The 17,342-nt window shown below is 70.2% G+C and carries 16 protein-coding genes; 2 read left to right on the top strand and 14 right to left on the bottom strand.

Annotated features, from left to right (window positions below):
* The 13 genes from ftsZ to KAF39_RS14235 form a co-directional block, all read right to left on the bottom strand.
* Positions 1-1,155 carry a cell division protein FtsZ gene (gene ftsZ / locus KAF39_RS14175; protein ID WP_210677818.1) on the bottom strand — a complete coding sequence of 385 codons (1,155 nt, stop codon included), beginning with the start codon at positions 1,153-1,155 and terminating at the stop codon, positions 1-3.
* A 163-nt stretch (positions 1,156-1,318) separates the two neighbouring features.
* On the bottom strand, positions 1,319-2,242 hold the full coding sequence (locus tag KAF39_RS14180) for an FtsQ-type POTRA domain-containing protein (RefSeq protein ID WP_210677819.1): 924 nt from the start codon (positions 2,240-2,242) through the stop codon (positions 1,319-1,321).
* Between the two features lie 3 nt (positions 2,243-2,245).
* Entirely contained in the window at positions 2,246-3,646 is a 1,401-nt protein-coding gene (gene murC, locus KAF39_RS14185) for a UDP-N-acetylmuramate--L-alanine ligase (protein WP_210677820.1), read from the bottom strand.
* A 42-nt stretch (positions 3,647-3,688) separates the two neighbouring features.
* Positions 3,689-4,765, bottom strand: coding sequence for a glycosyltransferase (locus KAF39_RS14190; RefSeq protein WP_210677821.1), 1,077 nt, complete (start codon positions 4,763-4,765; stop codon positions 3,689-3,691).
* Positions 4,762-5,967, bottom strand: coding sequence for a putative lipid II flippase FtsW (gene ftsW, locus KAF39_RS14195; RefSeq protein WP_210677822.1), 1,206 nt, complete (start codon positions 5,965-5,967; stop codon positions 4,762-4,764). The genes KAF39_RS14190 and ftsW overlap by 4 nt, the downstream gene beginning before the upstream one ends.
* Positions 5,936-7,471 carry a UDP-N-acetylmuramoyl-L-alanine--D-glutamate ligase gene (murD, locus tag KAF39_RS14200; RefSeq protein WP_210677823.1) on the bottom strand — a complete coding sequence of 512 codons (1,536 nt, stop codon included), beginning with the start codon at positions 7,469-7,471 and terminating at the stop codon, positions 5,936-5,938. Before murD ends, ftsW begins: the two co-directional genes overlap by 32 nt.
* Positions 7,461-8,567: a phospho-N-acetylmuramoyl-pentapeptide-transferase gene (gene mraY / locus KAF39_RS14205; RefSeq protein ID WP_210677824.1), complete on the bottom strand. Its 1,107-nt coding sequence runs from the start codon at positions 8,565-8,567 to the stop codon at positions 7,461-7,463. Before mraY ends, murD begins: the two co-directional genes overlap by 11 nt.
* Positions 8,564-9,976 (bottom strand): UDP-N-acetylmuramoyl-tripeptide--D-alanyl-D-alanine ligase, encoded by a 1,413-nt coding sequence (gene murF, locus KAF39_RS14210; protein WP_210677825.1) that lies wholly within the window; start codon positions 9,974-9,976, stop codon positions 8,564-8,566. The genes mraY and murF overlap by 4 nt, the downstream gene beginning before the upstream one ends.
* Positions 9,977-10,003: 27 nt before the next feature.
* Positions 10,004-11,773, bottom strand: a complete 1,770-nt coding sequence (locus tag KAF39_RS14215) for a penicillin-binding protein 2 (protein WP_210677826.1) — start codon at positions 11,771-11,773, stop codon at positions 10,004-10,006.
* 25 nt (positions 11,774-11,798) lie between these two features.
* Positions 11,799-12,368 (bottom strand): hypothetical protein, encoded by a 570-nt coding sequence (locus KAF39_RS14220; protein WP_210677827.1) that lies wholly within the window; start codon positions 12,366-12,368, stop codon positions 11,799-11,801.
* Positions 12,365-13,303, bottom strand: coding sequence for a 16S rRNA (cytosine(1402)-N(4))-methyltransferase RsmH (rsmH, locus tag KAF39_RS14225; RefSeq protein ID WP_210677828.1), 939 nt, complete (start codon positions 13,301-13,303; stop codon positions 12,365-12,367). The genes KAF39_RS14220 and rsmH overlap by 4 nt, the downstream gene beginning before the upstream one ends.
* A gap of 103 nt (positions 13,304-13,406) precedes the next feature.
* On the bottom strand, positions 13,407-13,838 hold the full coding sequence (gene mraZ, locus KAF39_RS14230) for a division/cell wall cluster transcriptional repressor MraZ (RefSeq protein ID WP_025105095.1): 432 nt from the start codon (positions 13,836-13,838) through the stop codon (positions 13,407-13,409).
* Between the two features lie 255 nt (positions 13,839-14,093).
* Positions 14,094-14,468 carry a DUF3040 domain-containing protein gene (locus tag KAF39_RS14235; RefSeq protein WP_210677829.1) on the bottom strand — a complete coding sequence of 125 codons (375 nt, stop codon included), beginning with the start codon at positions 14,466-14,468 and terminating at the stop codon, positions 14,094-14,096.
* A gap of 84 nt (positions 14,469-14,552) precedes the next feature.
* Here KAF39_RS14235 and KAF39_RS14240 point away from each other — a divergent pair, with 84 nt between their 5' ends.
* Positions 14,553-15,656, top strand: coding sequence for a polyprenyl synthetase family protein (locus KAF39_RS14240; RefSeq protein ID WP_210677830.1), 1,104 nt, complete (start codon positions 14,553-14,555; stop codon positions 15,654-15,656).
* Positions 15,657-15,671: 15 nt separating this feature from the next.
* Here KAF39_RS14240 and KAF39_RS14245 read toward each other — a convergent pair whose 3' ends face one another.
* Positions 15,672-16,040 (bottom strand): Rv2175c family DNA-binding protein, encoded by a 369-nt coding sequence (locus tag KAF39_RS14245; protein WP_374093832.1) that lies wholly within the window; start codon positions 16,038-16,040, stop codon positions 15,672-15,674.
* 122 nt (positions 16,041-16,162) lie between these two features.
* Between KAF39_RS14245 and KAF39_RS14250 the strand changes: the two genes are divergently transcribed.
* On the top strand, positions 16,163-17,299 hold the full coding sequence (locus KAF39_RS14250; protein ID WP_307805219.1) for a LysM peptidoglycan-binding domain-containing protein: 1,137 nt from the start codon (positions 16,163-16,165) through the stop codon (positions 17,297-17,299).
* Positions 17,300-17,342: the final 43 nt, after the last annotated feature.

The raw sequence follows: 17,342 nt of genomic DNA on the forward strand, positions 1-17,342 counted from the left end.
TCACTTCAGGAATTCGGGGATGTCGATGTCGTCGTCCGCGAAGGCGGGCTCGATGCTCGTCGCCGGAGTGCGCTGCACCGACGGCGCCGGCGCGGGCTCCGGGGTGCTCTTCTCGGCGGCGGGCTCCGCGGCGTCCGACAGCGCGACCTCGGGGAGGGACGCGGTCGACGGACGGGAGACCACCATCGGGTCCAGCCGCAGCGACGGCTCGCCGCCGTCGAAGCCGGCAGCGATCACGGTCACGCGCACCTCGTCACCGAGTGTGTCGTCGATGACGGTACCGAAGATGATGTTCGCCTCGGGGTGCGCGGCCTCCTTGACGAGGTCGGCGGCGTCGTGGATCTCGAAGATGCCGAGGTTGGAGCCACCCTGGATCGACAGCAGCACACCGTGCGCTCCCTCGATCGACGCTTCGAGCAGCGGGGATTCGACGGCCAGCTCGGCCGCCTTGATCGCCCGGTCCGCGCCGCGCGCGGAGCCGATGCCCATTAGCGCGGAGCCCGCTCCCTGCATGACCGACTTCACATCGGCGAAGTCGAGGTTGATCAGACCGGGGGTCGTGATGAGGTCGGTGATGCCCTGCACACCGGCGAGCAGCACCTGGTCCGCGGTCGCGAACGCCTCGATCATCGAGATCCCGCGGTCGCTGATCTCCAGCAGACGGTCGTTCGGGACGACGATGAGGGTGTCGACCTCTTCCTTGAGCTTCGCGACGCCCGCCTCGGCCTGGCTCTGGCGACGGCGACCCTCGAAGGAGAAGGGCTTGGTGACGACACCGATGGTCAGGGCGCCGATCGACTTCGCGATGCGGGCGACCACCGGGGCGCCACCCGTTCCGGTGCCACCGCCCTCACCGGCGGTGACGAAGACCATGTCGGCGCCGGTCAGCGCCTGCTCGATCTCTTCGGCGTGGTCCTCAGCGGCGCGACGCCCCACCTCGGGGTCGGCACCGGCACCGAGGCCGCGGGTGAGCTCGCGGCCCACGTCCAGCTTGACGTCGGCGTCGCTCATGAGCAGCGCCTGGGCGTCGGTGTTGACGGCGATGAACTCGACTCCGCGGAGACCGAGCTCGATCATGCGGTTGACGGCGTTGACGCCGCCACCGCCGACGCCGACGACCTTGATCACGGCGAGGTAGTTCTGGTTCTGGCTCATGGCCGGCCTCCGATTAGTAGAGCCTGGAAGGGGTGAACCTTAAACCTCAAGTAGAGGTGTAAAGTATTTCCCGGTATTGCGTTCTCTCAGATCGAAGGTATGCGCCGCCCGGCCGCGCGCGCGCAGCGACACGGGCGTGTCGCGCCATTCCCGCGGAAAGCGGTCAGCCGACGACCGCGACGTCCGGGGACGTGACGTCGATCGACGAGGCGTCCGGGTTCTTCACGAGCGCGGCGGACAGCGCCAGGGCCTTCAGCCCCGAGTCCTCCTGGCTCCCCCAGACGACCGTCAGTCCGGAGTCCAGGGTGAGCGTCACGTCGTCCGCCGTCGAGGCACGGACGCCCGTGAGCTGGCGACGGATGTCGGCGGGAAGCGCACGGACGACGAGCCCGGCGCTCCGGAACGCCGACGAGTCGACACCACCCTCGACCTCCACGAGCGGCTGGCCCGCCGGTCGGTCCGCCGTGGTGGAGAGCGCGACCCCGGCGGCGTCCACGAGGGTGAAGCCCGCCCCTGACTGGATCACGCCGATCGGGGTGCGCTCCACGATGCGCACCGTGAGGTCATGCGGCGGCCGCGCTTCCAGCGCGTACGTCTCGATGAGCGGAAAGGCCAGCAGCGCCGCCTTCACCTCGCTCGTGTCGACCAGAGCGAGCGGGGTTCCGAGCTGATCGTCCAGCGCCCCCTCGATCACTGCGGGGTCGATCGTCGTCGCCCCGGTGACCGTGATGCGCTGCACCGCGAACAGCGGACTGTACGCCGCCGCGACGCTGCCGCCGACGAGGAGCACCACCGCACCGAGAGTGCTCAGCCAGATGATCCGCCTCCGCCGCGACCGCTGGGTGAAGCGGCGGATCTCCGCGCGGAGCGCCTTGCGTCGCGCGCGCGCCGCCCGCCACACGTCCATCGAGGAGCCCGGCGCGGCCGGCGTCTGCCCTTCCGCCGCGACGGGCTCGACGAACGGCACGACCGGTTCGTCGCCCTCGATCCGGGTCGATGCGCTCCGTCGACGCGGACTCCGCTCGAACGCGGCATCCGTCTGCTCCGGCGTGTCCGGAGCGCTCGGGAGCGGGGGCGGCCGGCGCATGGGCTACGCCTCGTCGGTGCGGCGCAGCGACTCCAGCACCTGCGGGATGATCTGGTAGACGTTGCCACAGCCGAGGGTCACGACGAAGTCGCCCTCGCGTGCGACGGACGCCGTGTAGTCGGCGGCCTCCTGCCAGTCCGCGACGAAGTGCACGCGGGACGGGTCGGCGAACGCGCCGCTCACCAGCTCGCCCGTGACACCCGGAACGGGATCCTCCCTGGCACCGTAGACGTCGAGCATCACGGTGTGATCGGCGAGCTCCTCCAGGACATCGGCGAACTCCTGGTACATGTGCTGCGTCCGCGAATACGTGTGCGGCTGCTGGATGGCGATCAGGCGACCGGAACCCGCGAGGCTGCGCATGGCCTCGAGTGCGGCACGCACCTCCGTCGGATGATGCGAGTAGTCGTCGTAGACCGTGACGCCGCGCTCCTCGCCGTGACGCTCGAGACGGCGGACCGTGCCGGCGAAGCCCTCCACGGCCCTGACGGCCTCGCGGAGCGGATGGCCGAGGGCCAGAAGCACGGCGACGGCGCCCGTCGCGTTGATCGCGTTGTGCACGCCGGGGACGGCGAGCTGCATCCGCTCCGACGCGCCGTCGTAGGACACGACAGCGGAGACCGGTCCGGAGGTGACGATGTCGTCGACGCGTACGTCCGCGTCCTGCGCCTGCCCGAAGGTGAGAACGCGGGGGTGGGACAGCCCCGCTCCCACGCGGAGCGCACCCGGGTCGTCGCTGGAGATGACGACCGCCTCCGATGCCGCGTCCGCGAACCGCACGAACGCATCGTGGAAGGCCTCGTCCGAGCCGTAGTGATCGAGGTGGTCGGGGTCGACGTTCGTGATGAGCGCCACGGCGGTGTCGTACAGGAGGAACGTCCCGTCCGACTCGTCCGCCTCGATGACGAAGAGGTCGCCGCTCCCCGTCGCACTGGAGGTGCCGAGCTGTTCGATGACCCCGCCGTTGACGAAGTGCGGGTCGGCGCCGAGTTCGCGCAGGGCCGTGACGATCATCCCCGTCGACGTCGTCTTGCCGTGCGCTCCGGCCACCGAGACGAGACGCCGGGTGCCGATCAGCCAGTGCAGCGCCTGGGAACGGTGGATGACGTGCAATCCGCGCTCCTTGGCCGTGACGAACTCCGGGTTCTCGGGCCAGATCGCGCCCGTGTGCACGACGGTGTCGGCATCACCGAGGTGCGCGGCGTCGTGGCCGACGTGGACGGTGGCACCCGCCGCCGCCAGTGCCCGCAGGTTGTCGCTGTCGGCGCGGTCGCTGCCGGAGACGCGGATGCCCGCGTCGAGGAACATCTTCGCGAGTCCGCTCATGCCGGACCCACCGATGCCGATGAAGTGCGCGGAGGTGATCGTCTCGGGAATGGGGAGGGAGAGGTCGGGTCTGATCATGTCCGCTTCAGTCTACTTTTGGTTCCGGTCCGGACGGCGGCGTCACGCCGCACCGAGAGCACGGTCGATCATGGCCACGACGTTCTCGGTGCCGGTGCGGGTGCCCGCCGTCGCCGCCGCCTCCGCCATCGCCCGGAGGCGGTCGCGGTCGCCGAGCAGCGGCACGACGATCCGACGCACGGCATCACCGTCGAAGGTGGCGTCGTCGAGCAGCTGTGCCGCCCCTGCGGCCACCGCAGACGCTGCGTTCAACCGCTGCTCGCCGTTCCCGACCGAGTACGGCACGTACAGGGCCGGGATGCCGAGAGCGCTGATCTCGCTGACCGTGGCCGAGCCCGAGCGCGACACGATGAGGTCGGCGAGGGCGAACGCGAGGTCCATGCGGTCCACATAGCGTCGGACGACGTAGCCGGGTACGCCGGGGTCGGCCAGATCGCTGCGCTCCCCCGTCACGTGCAGCAACTGCCAGTCCGCCGCGAGGATGTCGCGCCAGGAATCCGCGAGGGCGTCGTTGAGGCGCTGCGCACCGAGCGAACCACCGAAGACCAGGAGCACGGGCCGAGAGGCGTCCAGACCGAAGTGCTCGGCCGCCTCCGCGCGCCGCGCCGCCCGGTCGAGGGCCATGATCTCGCGGCGCAACGGCATGCCCACCACTTCACTGCCGCGGAGGGGCGTGCCGGCGAAGGCGACGCCGACACCGGCTGCCGCGCGAGCGCCCAGGACGTTCGCCAGGCCCGGCTTCGCATTCGCCTCGTGCACCACGAACGGCACGCGCTCACGACGCGCGGCGACGTACGCCGGAGCCGAGGCGTAGCCCCCGAAGCCGACCACGACGTCGATGCCGTGCTGTCGGATGTGTGCCCGCACCTGTGCGATCGCCCGCCGGAACCGTCCGGGGAACGCGGCCGCCTGCCCGTTGGGGCGGCGGGGGAACGGCACCTTATCGACGATGAGGAGCTCGTAACCGCGCTCCGGCACGAGCCGCGACTCCAGCCCCTCCGCCGTGCCGAGCACAAGGATCGTGGCCGCGGGATCGCGCTCGCGAAGCGCGTCGGCGACGGCGAGCAGCGGATTGACATGGCCGGCGGTGCCACCGCCGGCGAGGAGGTACGAGGTCACCTCGCGACCCTACCCCGCTCGGCTGACTGCTTCTCGGCGGCCGGGATGGTCCGCGCGAACGCCAGCAGCACCCCGCACGCGATGAGCACGGCGAACAGGGCGGTCCCGCCCTGCGACATGAACGGCAGCGGCACCCCCATCACCGGGAAGACGCCGATCACGACGCCGATGTTCAGCACCGCCTGGCCGACGATCCACACCGTGATCCCGCCCGCGGCGACCCGGATGAACGGGTCCGGCGTCTTGCGGATCACGTGGAAGGCGCCCACCGTGAAGAACGTGAAGAGGGCCAGCACGACGATGCACCCGATCAGCCCGAGCTCCTCGCCGACGATCGCGAAGATGAAGTCGTTGCCCGCGGCGGGCAGCCAGCCGTACTTCTCCTGGGAGTTGCCGAGCCCGAGACCGAACACGCCCCCCGACGCCATGCCCCAGATGCCGTGGATGGACTGGTAGCAGTCCGTGTAGTAAAGCGCCATGTTGTCGCACGTCGCCGTGATGCGGCGCATCCGGTCCTCACTGGACAGCGCGTAGGCCAGCACGGCGACCACGCCCAGGATCATCGGGATGATGAACAGCCGCAGCTTGACGCCGGAGAAGAAGAGGCAGCCGAGCAGGATCAGCACCATGACCATCGCGGTGCCGAGGTCCTTGCCGGCCAGCACGGTCCCGATCGCCAGGGCGCCCACGGGGATCACCGGGATGAAGACGTGGTGCCAGGTGCCGAGCATCGTCTGCTTGCGCAGCAGCACCGCCGCGATCCAGAGGGCGAGGGCCAGTTTGAGGAACTCCGACGGCTGCATCTGCACGCCTGCCACGGACACCCAGTTCCGGTTTCCGCCGTCCTCGATGCCGAGCGGGGTGAAGACGAGGAGTTGGAGGGCCACGGCTCCGAACAGCGCTGGCCACGCCATGCGCTTGAGGAACGCGACCGGGAAACGGCTGATGAGGAACATCAGCGGAATGCCGACCAGCGCGAACACCCCCTGTCGCAGGGTGGCGTCCAAGGGGTTCTGCGCGTTCGCCACGGCGGTGGCGCTCGTCGCGGAGAGCACCATGACGAGACCGAAGATCGTGAGGAGCAGAGCGGTCGAGGCGATCAGCAGGAACTCGGTCGACACCGGGGTGAACCGGCGTCCGAGCGAGACCCGCGCCGCGAGACCACCCGACTCAGAGCGCGGAGGGCGAGCCACCTGCGTCATCGGCGCTCCCCCGCTCGATCCAGTCCCGCACCGCTTCGGCGAAGCGGCGTCCGCGATCCGCATAGCTGGAGAACTGGTCGAAGGATGCCGCGGCGGGAGCGAGAAGCACAGTGCCCTCTCCGTCGACGATCCCCGCCGCGATCTCCACGACGCGGTTCATGACCTGTCCAGTGTCGCCAGCATCGACCTCGAAGACCGGCACCGTCGGCGCGTGTCGCTGGAATGCCGTCACGACGGCGGTGCGATCCACGCCGATGACGACCGCTGCGCGTGCGGTCGCGCCCGCATCCGCCACGAGGTCGGCGATATCGACGCCCTTGAGGTCGCCGCCGACGACCCACACCGCTCCCGGGTACGCACGCAGTGAGGAGGCGGCCGCATGTGGGTTCGTGGCCTTGGAGTCGTCGACCCAGGTGATCCCGGCGTGCCGGGCCACGACCTCGATGCGGTGCGCATCCAGCCGGAAGGACTGCAGGGCCGTGTGGATGGCCTCGGGCTCGACGCCGAGCGAACGGGCGAGGGCGCTGGCGGCGAGGATGTTCTGCACGATGTGCGGCGCAGTGAGACCCGCCGCCTCGAGATCGGCGACCGTCGTCAGCTCCAGAGCGCTGCGCGCCCGGTCGTCGAGGAACGCCCGGTCGACCAGGAGCCCCTCGACGACACCGAGATCGCTCGGCCCCGGGATGCCCAGGTCGAAACCGATCGCGCGTGCGCCCTCGACGACGTCGGCGTCCTCCACCATCCGGCGGGTCGCCTCGTCGGCCTTGTTGTAGACGCAGGCGACGCGGGTGTTGCGGTAGACGAGCGCCTTCGCGTCCCGATACGCCTCCGCGCTGCCGTGCCACACGAGATGGTCGTCCGCCAGGTTGAGGCACACCGCGGAGTACGGGAACAGCTCGCCCTCCGGCTGCGACAGGCCGAGATACCAGAGCTGGTGGCTGGACAGCTCGACGACGAGGACGTCGAAGCCGGCGGGGTCGCGGACCGCGTCGAGCACCGGGACGCCGATGTTGCCGCAGGGGGCGGCCCGTCGTCCGCCCGCGACGAGCAGGGTCGCGGTGAGCTGGGTCGTCGTCGTCTTGCCGTTGGTCCCCGTGATGAGTACCCAGTCCGCGGGGGTGCCGTCCGGGCGGAGCACCTTGTCGCGGACCCGCCAGGCGAGCTCGACGTCGCCCCAGAGCGCGATGCCCGTCTCCTGCGCCCACCGGATCACGGGGTGCGTCGGGGGGAATCCGGGCGACGCGATGACGACCTCGGGCGCGAACGCGGTCAGCGCCTCCGGCACCTCGTCGAGCGGCCCGAGCTCCAGTCGGGCACCGATCACCGGGAGCAGCCGGGCGTACTCCTCCTCCGCCGACTCGCTGAGCACGAGGACGTCGGCGCCCAGCTCGGTGAGCGTGTCCGCGACCGAGAAGCCGGTCATCGAGAGCCCGAGCACGGCGACGCGCAGGGCGCTCCAGTCGGCGTTCCAGCTCGTCAGTCCCGCGAGACGCTCAGCCGACACGGGTCAGCCACTCCACGTAGAACAGTCCGACCGCGGACACGGCGAGGAGCCCGGCGATGATCCACATCCGCACGACGATGGTCACCTCCGACCACCCCCGCATCTCCAGGTGGTGATGGAAGGGGCTCATGAGGAACAGGCGCTTCCCGCGGGTGATCTTGAAGTAGGCGCGCTGCAGGATCACGGACCCGGAGGCGAGGACGAACACGCCGGCGATGACCAGGAGCAGCAGTTCTGTGCGCGTCATGATCGCCATCGCGGTGATGACGCCGCCGATGGCCATCGAGCCCACGTCGCCCATGAACACCTTGGCCTTCGGCGCGTTCCACCAGAGGAACCCGATGAGGCTCGCGGCGAAGGACGCCGAGATGATCGCGAGGTTGAACGGATCCCGCACCTCATAGCAGCCGCCGAGGGAGCCGGGGTCGCCGCCGATGCAGGGCTGCTTGAACTGCCAGAACGCGATGAGGCTGTACGCCCCGACCACGATGACGCCGGCGCCCGCGGCGAGGCCGTCGAGACCGTCGGTCAGGTTCACGCTGTTCGAGGTGGCCACCCCGATGATGGAGATCCAGGCGAGGTAGAGGATCCAGCCGAGGATGACGCCGAACGCGAAGAGATTCAGCCAGGTGATGTCGCGGAACAGCGAGATCGACGCGCTGGCCGGCGTCTGCCCCCACTTGTTCGGGAAGTTCAGCGCCACGATCCCGAACGGGATCACCACGATGAGCTGCCCGATGACCTTGCGCCAGCCGGAGAGCCCGAGGCTCCGCTGGCTGCGCACCTTCATGTAGTCGTCGATGAACCCGACCACGCCGAAGCCGACCATCAACCAGATCACGAGGATCGCGGAGAGCGCCGGGGTCTCTCCGCTCACGAGCACCCCCGTGAAGTAGCCGACGATGGAGCCGAGGATGAAGATGACGCCGCCCATGGTGGGTGTGCCGCGCTTGGCCTCGTGGCTGGGGTTCCCCGCCGCTTCGGGCGTGCGGATGACCTGTCCCCAGCCCCACTTCCGGAAGAGCCGGAGGAAGACGGGAGTCAGGAAGAGAGTGAAGGCGAGCGAGATGGCCGCCGCCATGATGAGGGACCTCACGAGAACAATTCTCCCAGACGATCGCCGAGATGCCGGAGGCCCACGGAGTTGGACGACTTCACGAGGACCCGGTCGCCGTCACGCAGCTCCGTGCGGAGGTACTCGAACGCGGCGTCTTGATCCGGGAGGTGGACGGCCTCGCTGTCCCACGACCCCTCGCCGACGGCGGCGAGGTAGAGCCGCCGGGCCTCGGGGCCGACGACGACGATGCGCCGGATGTTGAGACGGACGGCGAGCAGACCGATGCGGTCGTGCTCCTCTCCGGCGCTCTCGCCCAGCTCGCTCATCGCGCCGAGCACGGCGACGGTGCGCTCGTCCGGCCCGGTGATCTGTGCGAGCGTCCGCAGGGCGGCCGCCATGGAGTCCGGGCTGGCGTTGTAGGCGTCGTTGATGATGCGGACGCGCTCGTTGCCCAGGGGCTGCATCCGCCAGCGCTCGGCGATCTCGACGGTCTCCAGCCGGGAGACGGCGTCGTGCGGCCGCACCCCGAGTTCGACGGCCGCGGTGATCGCGGCGAGGGCGTTCGTGACGTGGTGGGCCCCGAGGACGCGCAGGCGCAGCGGCAGCGCTTCCCCCGCGACCTCGATGACGCACCGGGTGCCGGACGCGGAGACCTCGATCCCGCGAGCGTGCACGGCGGCCGCGGCCGACTGTCCGAAGCCGACGACCCGGAGGCCGCGGCTCTCGGCGAGGTCGCGCATCGCCCAGACGCGGGCGTCGTCCGCGTTGAGCACCGCGACGCCGGGGACCCGGGCGGCGGCGACGAGCTCGGACTTGGCCTTCGCCGTCGCCTCGATCCCGCCGAAGCCCCCTGCGTGCGCCATGCCGACCATCAGCACGATGACGAGGTCGGGCTCGACGAGACCGGCGAGGCGCGCGATGCTGCCCGGAGCCGCGGCGCCGAACTCGCTGACGAGGAACCGGGTGTCGTGGGTGACGCGGAGCATCGTGACGGGAGCGCCGACCTCGTTGTTGAACGACTTCACGGGGGCGACGGTCTCGCCCTCGTCGGCGAGGATGCGGGCGAGGAAGTTCTTGGTGGTCGTCTTGCCGTTGGAGCCGGTGATGCCGACGATGCGCAGGCGGCCGCCGGCCCGCACCCGTGCCACGACCTCGCGGGCGAGCTCGCCGAGGGCGACGACCGCATCCGGGACGACGATCTGCGAGACCGCGACGTCGACCGGATGCTCGACGATCGCGAGGACCGCCCCGGCCTCCACGGCGGCGCCGACGAAGCGGTGCCCGTCGGTCTCCGCGCCGGGCTTGGCGACGAAGATGGACCCGGGTTCCATCGTGCGCGAGTCGGTGTCGACGATGCCGTCGACGACCGTCTCCGGTGTGTGCTCTCCGGCCACACGCAGATCACCGCCGATGGCGGCGGTGATCTCAGCGAGCGTCAGGGCGATCATGTCATCTCCATGCGCGGCTCTCGCCGACTATCCGAACTTGGGGAGGAGCGCGTCCATCGGGACAGAGGACGGCATCACGCGATAGGTCTTCATCACCTGCGTCATCGCCTTCTGGAAGGCGGAAGCGGTGGCCGCGGACGATACAACCTTAGTCGGCTCGTCGAGGGTGACCACGACGACGTACTGCGGATCGTCGACGGGCGCGAAGCCCACCATGCTCGTGTAGTACACGCCCGCCTTGTAGCCGCCCTTGCCGTCCGAGACCTGTGCCGTACCGGTCTTGCTGGTCACGCGGTACCCGGGCACCTGGATGCGGTCGGCGTTCCCGCCCTGCACCGCGACGTTCTCGAGCATGCGCGTGAGATCGGCGGCGGTCTGCTCCTTGATGATCTGCTCGTGCTTCGGCTCAGGCGTCTCCGTGACGGTGCCGTCGGGCGCCGTGCACGACTCCACCAGCGACAGGTCGATCTTCTCGCCGCCGTTCGCGATGGCCTGGTATGCACCCGCGAGCTGCGGAGCCGTGACCGTGAAGTACTGGCCGAAGGTCGTCGTGTAGAGGGACTGGCTGTCCCAGTCGCTCACCGGGTGGAGGATGCCGCCCACCTCGGACGGGAAGTCCAGCGTCTTCTGGCCGACGCCGAATCGCTGCAGGTAGTCGTATCGCACTTCGGGGGCGACCATGGTGCCGAACTTCGACAGTGCGGTGTTCGACGAGTCGATCAGGCCGCCCGCGAGCGTGTAGTTGTACGCGGGGTGGCTGAACGCGTCGTTGATGACCGCGCCGTTCGGGAACGTCTCCCGCGAGGAGGCCGTGACCGTGCTGAGCGGCGTGAGGCCGGCCCCCTCGATCGCTGCGGCCGCGGTGATGGCCTTGAACGTCGATCCGGGCTCAAAGTCGCGGTGGAAGATCTGGCTGTAGCGCGTCTCCGGGGTCGAGGAGTCCAGGTCGTTCGGGTCCATGGCCGGCCACTCGGCGGCGGCGCGGATCTTGCCGGTGCCGACCTCGACCACCGTCACGGTGCCGCCCTTCGCCCCCTGCTTCTGGGCCTCTTCCCCGATCATCTGCTGGAGGTACCACTGGAGGTCGCTGTTGATCGTGAGCTGCACGGTGCCGCCGTTGACGGCGTCGGTGACGGACTCGCTCCCGGGGATCACGACCCCGTCCTTGCCCTTGCGGTAGGTCTTCTCGCCGTCCACGGGGGCGAGGCAGGACTGCTCGAGCTGCTCGACGCCCGCCTTGGCCTCCCCCGTGTTGTCGAGGAAGCCAAGCACGTTGCCGGCGACGGCGCCGTTCGGGTACACCCGCGTCTCGCGCGGCTTCAGTGCGAGATACGACCCGAGTCCGAGGTCGCGCAGCGCCATGAACTGCTCGGTGTTCAGCCCGGTCTTCAACGGCGCGTACTGGCTGTTCGGGTTCTCGGCGAGGGCATCGGAGACGCGCTTTCGGATCTCGTCTCCGGGCACCCCCGTGATCGCGGCGATCTTCTCGGCGGCTTCGGCCCACGGCAGCGCCGGGTCCTTCTCCTCTGTGAGCCGGATGACCTGCGGGCTGAGCTGCGCGTCGTAGACCATGACGCTCGACGCGAGCACCGTGCCCTGCGCGTCGACGATGGCGCCGCGCTGTCCCGGGATCCTCGAGCCGTCGCCGATGTGCTCGAGGGACTGGCTGACGTGCTCGTCGGCGCTCACCACCTGGATGTCGATGAGGCGGACGACGAACGCCACCAGGATGGAGAGGATGACCGCCAGGGCGACGACGGTGCGTCGCCGTGGTCCGCGAGTGGCTCGTGTCGTCATGGGATCTCTCCGTCGATCGGGGCTGTCAGTGGGTGGTGGGGCTCGGGAGCCCGTCGGTGATGGCCGGAGGCAGATTCGGGGCCGGCGACGTGCTGTCCGCCGCGTCGTCCGTCGTCGCCGGCGGGGGCGCATCCTCCGTCACGAGGACGTTGCCGACCGCCGCCTTCCCGTTGGGATCGATCGTCGAGACCCCCTCGGCGCCGGCGCCGGTGCCGAACACCGCGCCGTCACTGAGCCGGAGGTAGGACGGCGCTCCCGCCACGACCATCCCGAGGTCGGCCGCGCTGCTGGCGAGGACCTGCGGCGAGCTCAACCCAGTGAGCTCCTCCTGCAGCGCATCCGTGCGGAGGTCCAGTTCGCGTTGCTGCGAGGTGAGTCCGGCCAGCGTGAAGGAATCCTGGGTGATGGCGAGGGAGAGACCGACCTGTGCCGCGCCGATGGCGAGGGCACCGCCGAGCGCGACCAGCGCGTAGGCGAGCTTCGGCTTGCGCCGTTGTGCCGGTGCCGTGACCGGCTGCAGACGGCGCTCCGGGGTCTTCTCCGGGGTGACCGGCTGCAGCGGCAGGGTCGGCTTGCGGACTGCGTTCATGCTCATGCGCTCTCCCGCACCTTCTCAGCGGCGCGCAGGCGCACCGGGATCGCACGCGGATTGCGTGCGCGCTCTTCGTCATCGGCGAGTTCCGCCCCCTTGGTGAGGACGCGGAATCGGGGGGCGTGCTCGGGAAGCTCGACCGGGAGGCCGGCGGGCGCGGTCGACGAGGATGCGGCCGCGAACGCCTGCTTGACCAACCGGTCCTCGAGGGACTGGTACGACATGACGACGATGCGTCCCCCGACGGCGAGGGCGTCCATCGCGGCGGGGATCGCATCGGCGAGGACGTTCAGCTCGGCGTTGACCTCGATGCGCAGCGCCTGGAAGACCCGCTTGGCCGGGTGCCCGGCGCGCTGGGCCGCGGCGGGCGTCGCGGCGACCAGGATGTCGACGAGCTCGCCCGAGCGGGTGATGGGCTTCTTCTGGCGGGCATCGATGATGAAGCGCGCGTACCGCGCCGCGAGCTTCTCCTCGCCGTAGCGCTCGAAGATGCGGCGCAGGTTGCCCTCGCTGTAGGTCGCGACGACGTCGGCCGCCGTCATCCCCTTGGTCTGGTCCATCCGCATGTCGAGCGGCGCGTCCTTGGAGTACGCGAAGCCGCGCTCGGCCTCGTCGAGCTGCAGCGAGGAGACGCCGAGGTCGAAGAGGATGCCGGCCGCGCCCTGCGCGTGCAGCCCGATCTCGTCGTAGACCGTGTGGACGAGCGTGACACGGTCGCGGAAACGGGCGAGCCGCTCTCCCGCGATCCTCAGCGCGTCGGTGTCGCGGTCGAGGCCGATCAGGCGGATGCCGGGGAAGCGCTCCAGCAGGGCCTCCGAATGCCCGCCCATGCCGAGCGTGGCGTCGACGAGGATCGCGCCGTCCTCGTGGAGGGCGGGAGCGAGGAGCTCGACGCAGCGGTCGAGCAGGACGGGGGTGTGGATGTCGCGGAGGCTCATGATCTCTCTCGGGTCCGACCTTCGGCTCTGATCCCCCTCCGCTTCGCGACCCGGCACCGGGGAAGTGTGTCGGGGCGGGAGCGGCGGGGCATCACAGCCGGGGTCAGAACAGTCCGGGAATCACCTCCTGCTCCAGCTCGGCGTAGGACTCCTCGCCCGCGGCGAGGTAGGCGTTCCAGCTCTCCGCGTCCCAGATCTCGGCATGGGCGCCGACTCCGGTCACGATGAGCTCCTTCTGAAGACCCGCGTACTGACGCAGGTGAGCGGGGATGGTGATGCGGTTCTGGCTGTCGGGCATCTCCGCACTGGCACCGGAGAGGAACATGCGCATGAAGTCACGCGCCTGCTTGTTGGCGAGCGGAGCCTGACGGATCCGCTCGTGCATCGCCTCGAACTCGGCCGTGCTGAAGACGTAGAGGCAGCGCTCCTGCCCCCGGGTGACGACGATGCCGCCGCCCAGGTCCTCGCGGAACTTCGCAGGAAGGATGACCCGTCCCTTGTCGTCCAGCTTGGGTGAATGCGTGCCCAGCAGCATCGGCCATCACCCCCTCTCCGTCCGGCCAACTCGAGGTGCGCCCCACTTTACTCCACTTTCCTCCACATTCCTACGACGAATCCACGCTATCCCCGAGAGAGGGCGGGGTCCACCCCCGAGAGTCCGCGAGATTCCGGGGTGGAGGACAGTGGAGGGTCAGTGGAGGGACGGTGGAGGAGGCGCCCGATTCGCAGGCACGAAAAAGCCCGGATGCTCAGCATCCGGGCTCAGGGGTGGAAGAGAGAGGAGGGGCGGTCAGCGCCCGTCGTGGCGTCGGTCCCAGCGGTCGTTCATGCGATCCATGAACGACGACGAGTCCTTCCGCTGGGGAGCGGTGCGCGAACGGGGTTCCGCCGGGCCGGTGCGCCGCACGGGAGTGACGGCCAGCATCACTCCGGCGAGCATGGCCGCGAAGCCGATGACCCCGACGACGATGCCCCACTGGTCGCCGAGGATGACGCCGAAGATCAGCCCGCCGATACCGGCCAGCAGAAGCAGAGCGCCGTAGACGAGGTTGCGATAGCTGAGCGTGCGATCGCCCGACGGCGCGCTCACGACGTCGGCGTCATTGTGCAGGAGATGGCGTTCCATCTCGTCGAGCAGACGTTGCTCCTGTTCGGAGAGTGGCATCTCGTCCCCCTCGGGTATCGTGCCCTCCAGTCTACGCGCGCACGGCGTCCGAGGCCAGCGGTTCGAGGCCCGCATCCTTTACGTATGCTGGGAGTCGTGCCGTCCCCCTCCCCCTCCGTCCCCGACGCCGTGGCCGCGCGACTGGACCTCTTCCTCACCCGCATGCGCGCGGAGTCAGCAGAGTACGGCGAGGACGCTGCGGCGTTCCTCGACGCAGCGGCGGACACCCTCACCGGCGGCAAGCGGCTGCGCGCCCGCTTCTGTCACGCCGGCTGGCGCGCCGTGGCCCGGTTCCGCGATCGTTCCGCTGCCGAGGACGAGGCACTCTGGGATGTCTGCGCCGCCCTGGAGATCTTCCAGTCCGCCGCACTCGTCCACGACGATCTGATCGACAACTCCGACACCCGGCGTGGGCGCCCCGCTGCCCATCGGGCACTCGAGGCCTCGCACCGCGCCGCCGGATGGTGGGGCGATGCCGCGGCGTTCGGCAGGGCGGGATCCGTGCTGCTCGGCGACCTGCTCGTCGCGTGGAGCGACGACCTCCTGGAATCCGCCCTCGACGGTCATCCGCAGGCACGCTCGGTGCGCGCGGAGTATGCCCGCATGCGTCGTGACGTCACGACCGGGCAGTTCCTCGACATCGCCGAGGAATCCGCGTGGAGCGTCAGCGACGATCGCCGGCACGCCGACCGGGCGCTCCGCGTCGCGTCGTTGAAGTCGGCGCGATACAGCATCGAGCAGCCGCTCATCCTCGGGGCGGCACTCGCCGGCGCCGACTCGGAGCAGATCCAGGCGCTGCGGCGGTTCGGCCACCCCCTGGGGCTCGCCTTCCAGCTGCGTGACGACGTGCTCGGCGTGTTCGGCGACGCCGCCGTCACCGGGAAGCCCGCGGGAGACGACCTGCGCGAAGGTAAGCGCACGGTCCTCATCGCGCTCACGCGCGAGGCGCTGGACGGGTCGGCACGCCGCGTGCTCGATGAGATGCTCGGCGACCCGGAGCTCACGCCCGCCCAGGTCTCGTTCCTGCAGGAGACGATCGCCGACACCGGTGCGCTCGAGCGTGTCGAGTCGATGATCGCAGCGTACGCGGGCGAGGCCGACCGTGCGCTCTCCGGCGCGCGCCTGGAGAACGCCGCCGTCGGCGAGCTCCGGGAACTCGGCCGGGCCGCGACCGTGCGCTCGTCCTGAGCGCTCCGCCCCGTCTCAGGCGAGAGTGCGCGCGAGGCGGCGGACCTCGCTCTTGTGCCCCGCCAGCAGCGAGGCGATCGGCGAGCGTCCGAGCGACTCGTCCTCGGCCAGCAGCCAGTCGATGAGCTCGTCGTCCGAGAAGCCGGCGTCCTGCAGCACGATGATCGTGCCGCGCAAGGAGCTCAGCGGCTGGCCGTCCACGATGAACACGGACGGGACCGCGAACACGCCACTGCGCTTGGAGCCGACGAGGTAGTGCTCGTCGATCAGACGACGCACCCGGCCGAGCGGCTCGCCGAGGACCTCGACGAGGTCGGGCATGGTCAGCCAGTCGGTGGCGGCGGCATCGGGGGTTGCAGCGACGTTCTCAGACACGTTCCTCACTATCTCATCTCCGCCTCCTGGGCGCATATTCGCCCCAGCGGTCACTCCTGTCACACACGTCACTTCTGTTGACATCTCTATACATCCGTGTCAGCGTGAAGTGCTCGAAAAGGGGGCCCGACGTGATCTTCCACACAGCCGTGGCCGGCGCACTCGCCGCCACCTTGACGGCGGCACCCGCCGCCGCACCCGCACCGCCCGTCGCACCGTACGAACGTCATCGCAGCACCCCCGTGCGCGTCGTCCCGACGCAGGCGGTCCCGCCAACCCACGTCGTCCGGCCGGGTGACACCGTCGCCGGGATCGCGGGTCGGTACGGCCTCCGCACCACCGACGTCCTGAGCTGGAACGGGCTCTCCTGGCGATCGGTCATCTACCCGGGACAGACGCTGACCCTGCGCGCAGCGGCTCCGGCACCCGCGGCGACACCGGCGGCCGCACCGGCTCCCGCGGCGACCACGACACACCTCGTGGCCGCCGGTGACACCGTCTTCGCGATCGCCGCGAAGTACGGCACCTCGGTGAGCGCGATCCTCGCCGCCAACGGGCTCGCCGGCTCCGCCATCATCTACCCCGGCCAGAAACTCGTCGTCTCCGGCGCTCCGGCATCCGCACCGGCCGCGGCACCCGCCGCCCCCGCGACACCCCCGCCGGCGACCGCCGCGACGCATACGGTGTCCGCCGGAGAGACGTTGTTCGGCATCGCCCAGCGCTATGGCACGTCGACGCAGTCGCTCTTCGCCTGGAACGGTCTCAGCGCGTCCTCGATCATCTACCCCGGCCAGCGGCTGACGGTGCAGAGCCCTCCCGCGCCGAAGCCCGCCGCCGCTCCCACCGGGCAGCGGTCAGCGAGCCTGACCGCCGAGCAGGCGGCCAACGCGGCGCTCATCATCCGCGTCGGCCGCGAGCTCGGTGTCTCCGACCGCGCGATCGCCACCGCACTCGCGACGGGCATGGTGGAGTCCGGGCTCCGGAACCTCGACTGGGGCGACCGCGACTCGCTGGGGCTGTTCCAACAGCGTCCGAGCACCGGCTGGGGAACCCCCGCACAGATCATGGACGCGGAGCGGAGCACCCGGGTGTTCTACGGCGGCGCCGGCGACCCGAACGGGCACGTCACCCGCGGTCTGCTCGACATTCCGGACTGGGAGTCGCTGTCGTTCACCGACGCCGCGCAGGCCGTGCAGATCTCCGCCTATCCCGAGCGCTACGGGCAGTGGGAGGCGCAGGCGTACGCATGGCTCGCCCAGTACGGGTGACGCCTCCCGAAATCCGGATGCCCGGAGGGGTGAGGCGTTCCCG

Source organism: Microbacterium sp. BLY (genome assembly GCF_017939615.1).
Taxonomy (GTDB): domain Bacteria; phylum Actinomycetota; class Actinomycetes; order Actinomycetales; family Microbacteriaceae; genus Microbacterium.

What these genes read in the sequence shown, in the direction of transcription:
- ftsZ (WP_210677818.1), bottom strand. Translation starts at nt 1,155, where the DNA reads ATGAGCCAGAACCAGAACTACCTCGCCGTGATCAAGGTCGTCGGCGTC.
- KAF39_RS14180 (WP_210677819.1), bottom strand. Translation starts at nt 2,242, where the DNA reads ATGCGCCGGCCGCCCCCGCTCCCGAGCGCTCCGGACACGCCGGAGCAG.
- murC (WP_210677820.1), bottom strand. Translation starts at nt 3,646, where the DNA reads ATGATCAGACCCGACCTCTCCCTCCCCATTCCCGAGACGATCACCTCC.
- ftsW (WP_210677822.1), bottom strand. Translation starts at nt 5,967, where the DNA reads ATGACGCAGGTGGCTCGCCCTCCGCGCTCTGAGTCGGGTGGTCTCGCG.
- murF (WP_210677825.1), bottom strand. Translation starts at nt 9,976, where the DNA reads ATGATCGCCCTGACGCTCGCTGAGATCACCGCCGCCATCGGCGGTGAT.
- KAF39_RS14215 (WP_210677826.1), bottom strand. Translation starts at nt 11,773, where the DNA reads ATGACGACACGAGCCACTCGCGGACCACGGCGACGCACCGTCGTCGCC.
- KAF39_RS14220 (WP_210677827.1), bottom strand. Translation starts at nt 12,368, where the DNA reads ATGAGCATGAACGCAGTCCGCAAGCCGACCCTGCCGCTGCAGCCGGTC.
- rsmH (WP_210677828.1), bottom strand. Translation starts at nt 13,303, where the DNA reads ATGAGCCTCCGCGACATCCACACCCCCGTCCTGCTCGACCGCTGCGTC.
- mraZ (WP_025105095.1), bottom strand. Translation starts at nt 13,838, where the DNA reads ATGCTGCTGGGCACGCATTCACCCAAGCTGGACGACAAGGGACGGGTC.
- KAF39_RS14235 (WP_210677829.1), bottom strand. Translation starts at nt 14,468, where the DNA reads ATGCCACTCTCCGAACAGGAGCAACGTCTGCTCGACGAGATGGAACGC.
- KAF39_RS14240 (WP_210677830.1), top strand. Translation starts at nt 14,553, where the DNA reads ATGCTGGGAGTCGTGCCGTCCCCCTCCCCCTCCGTCCCCGACGCCGTG.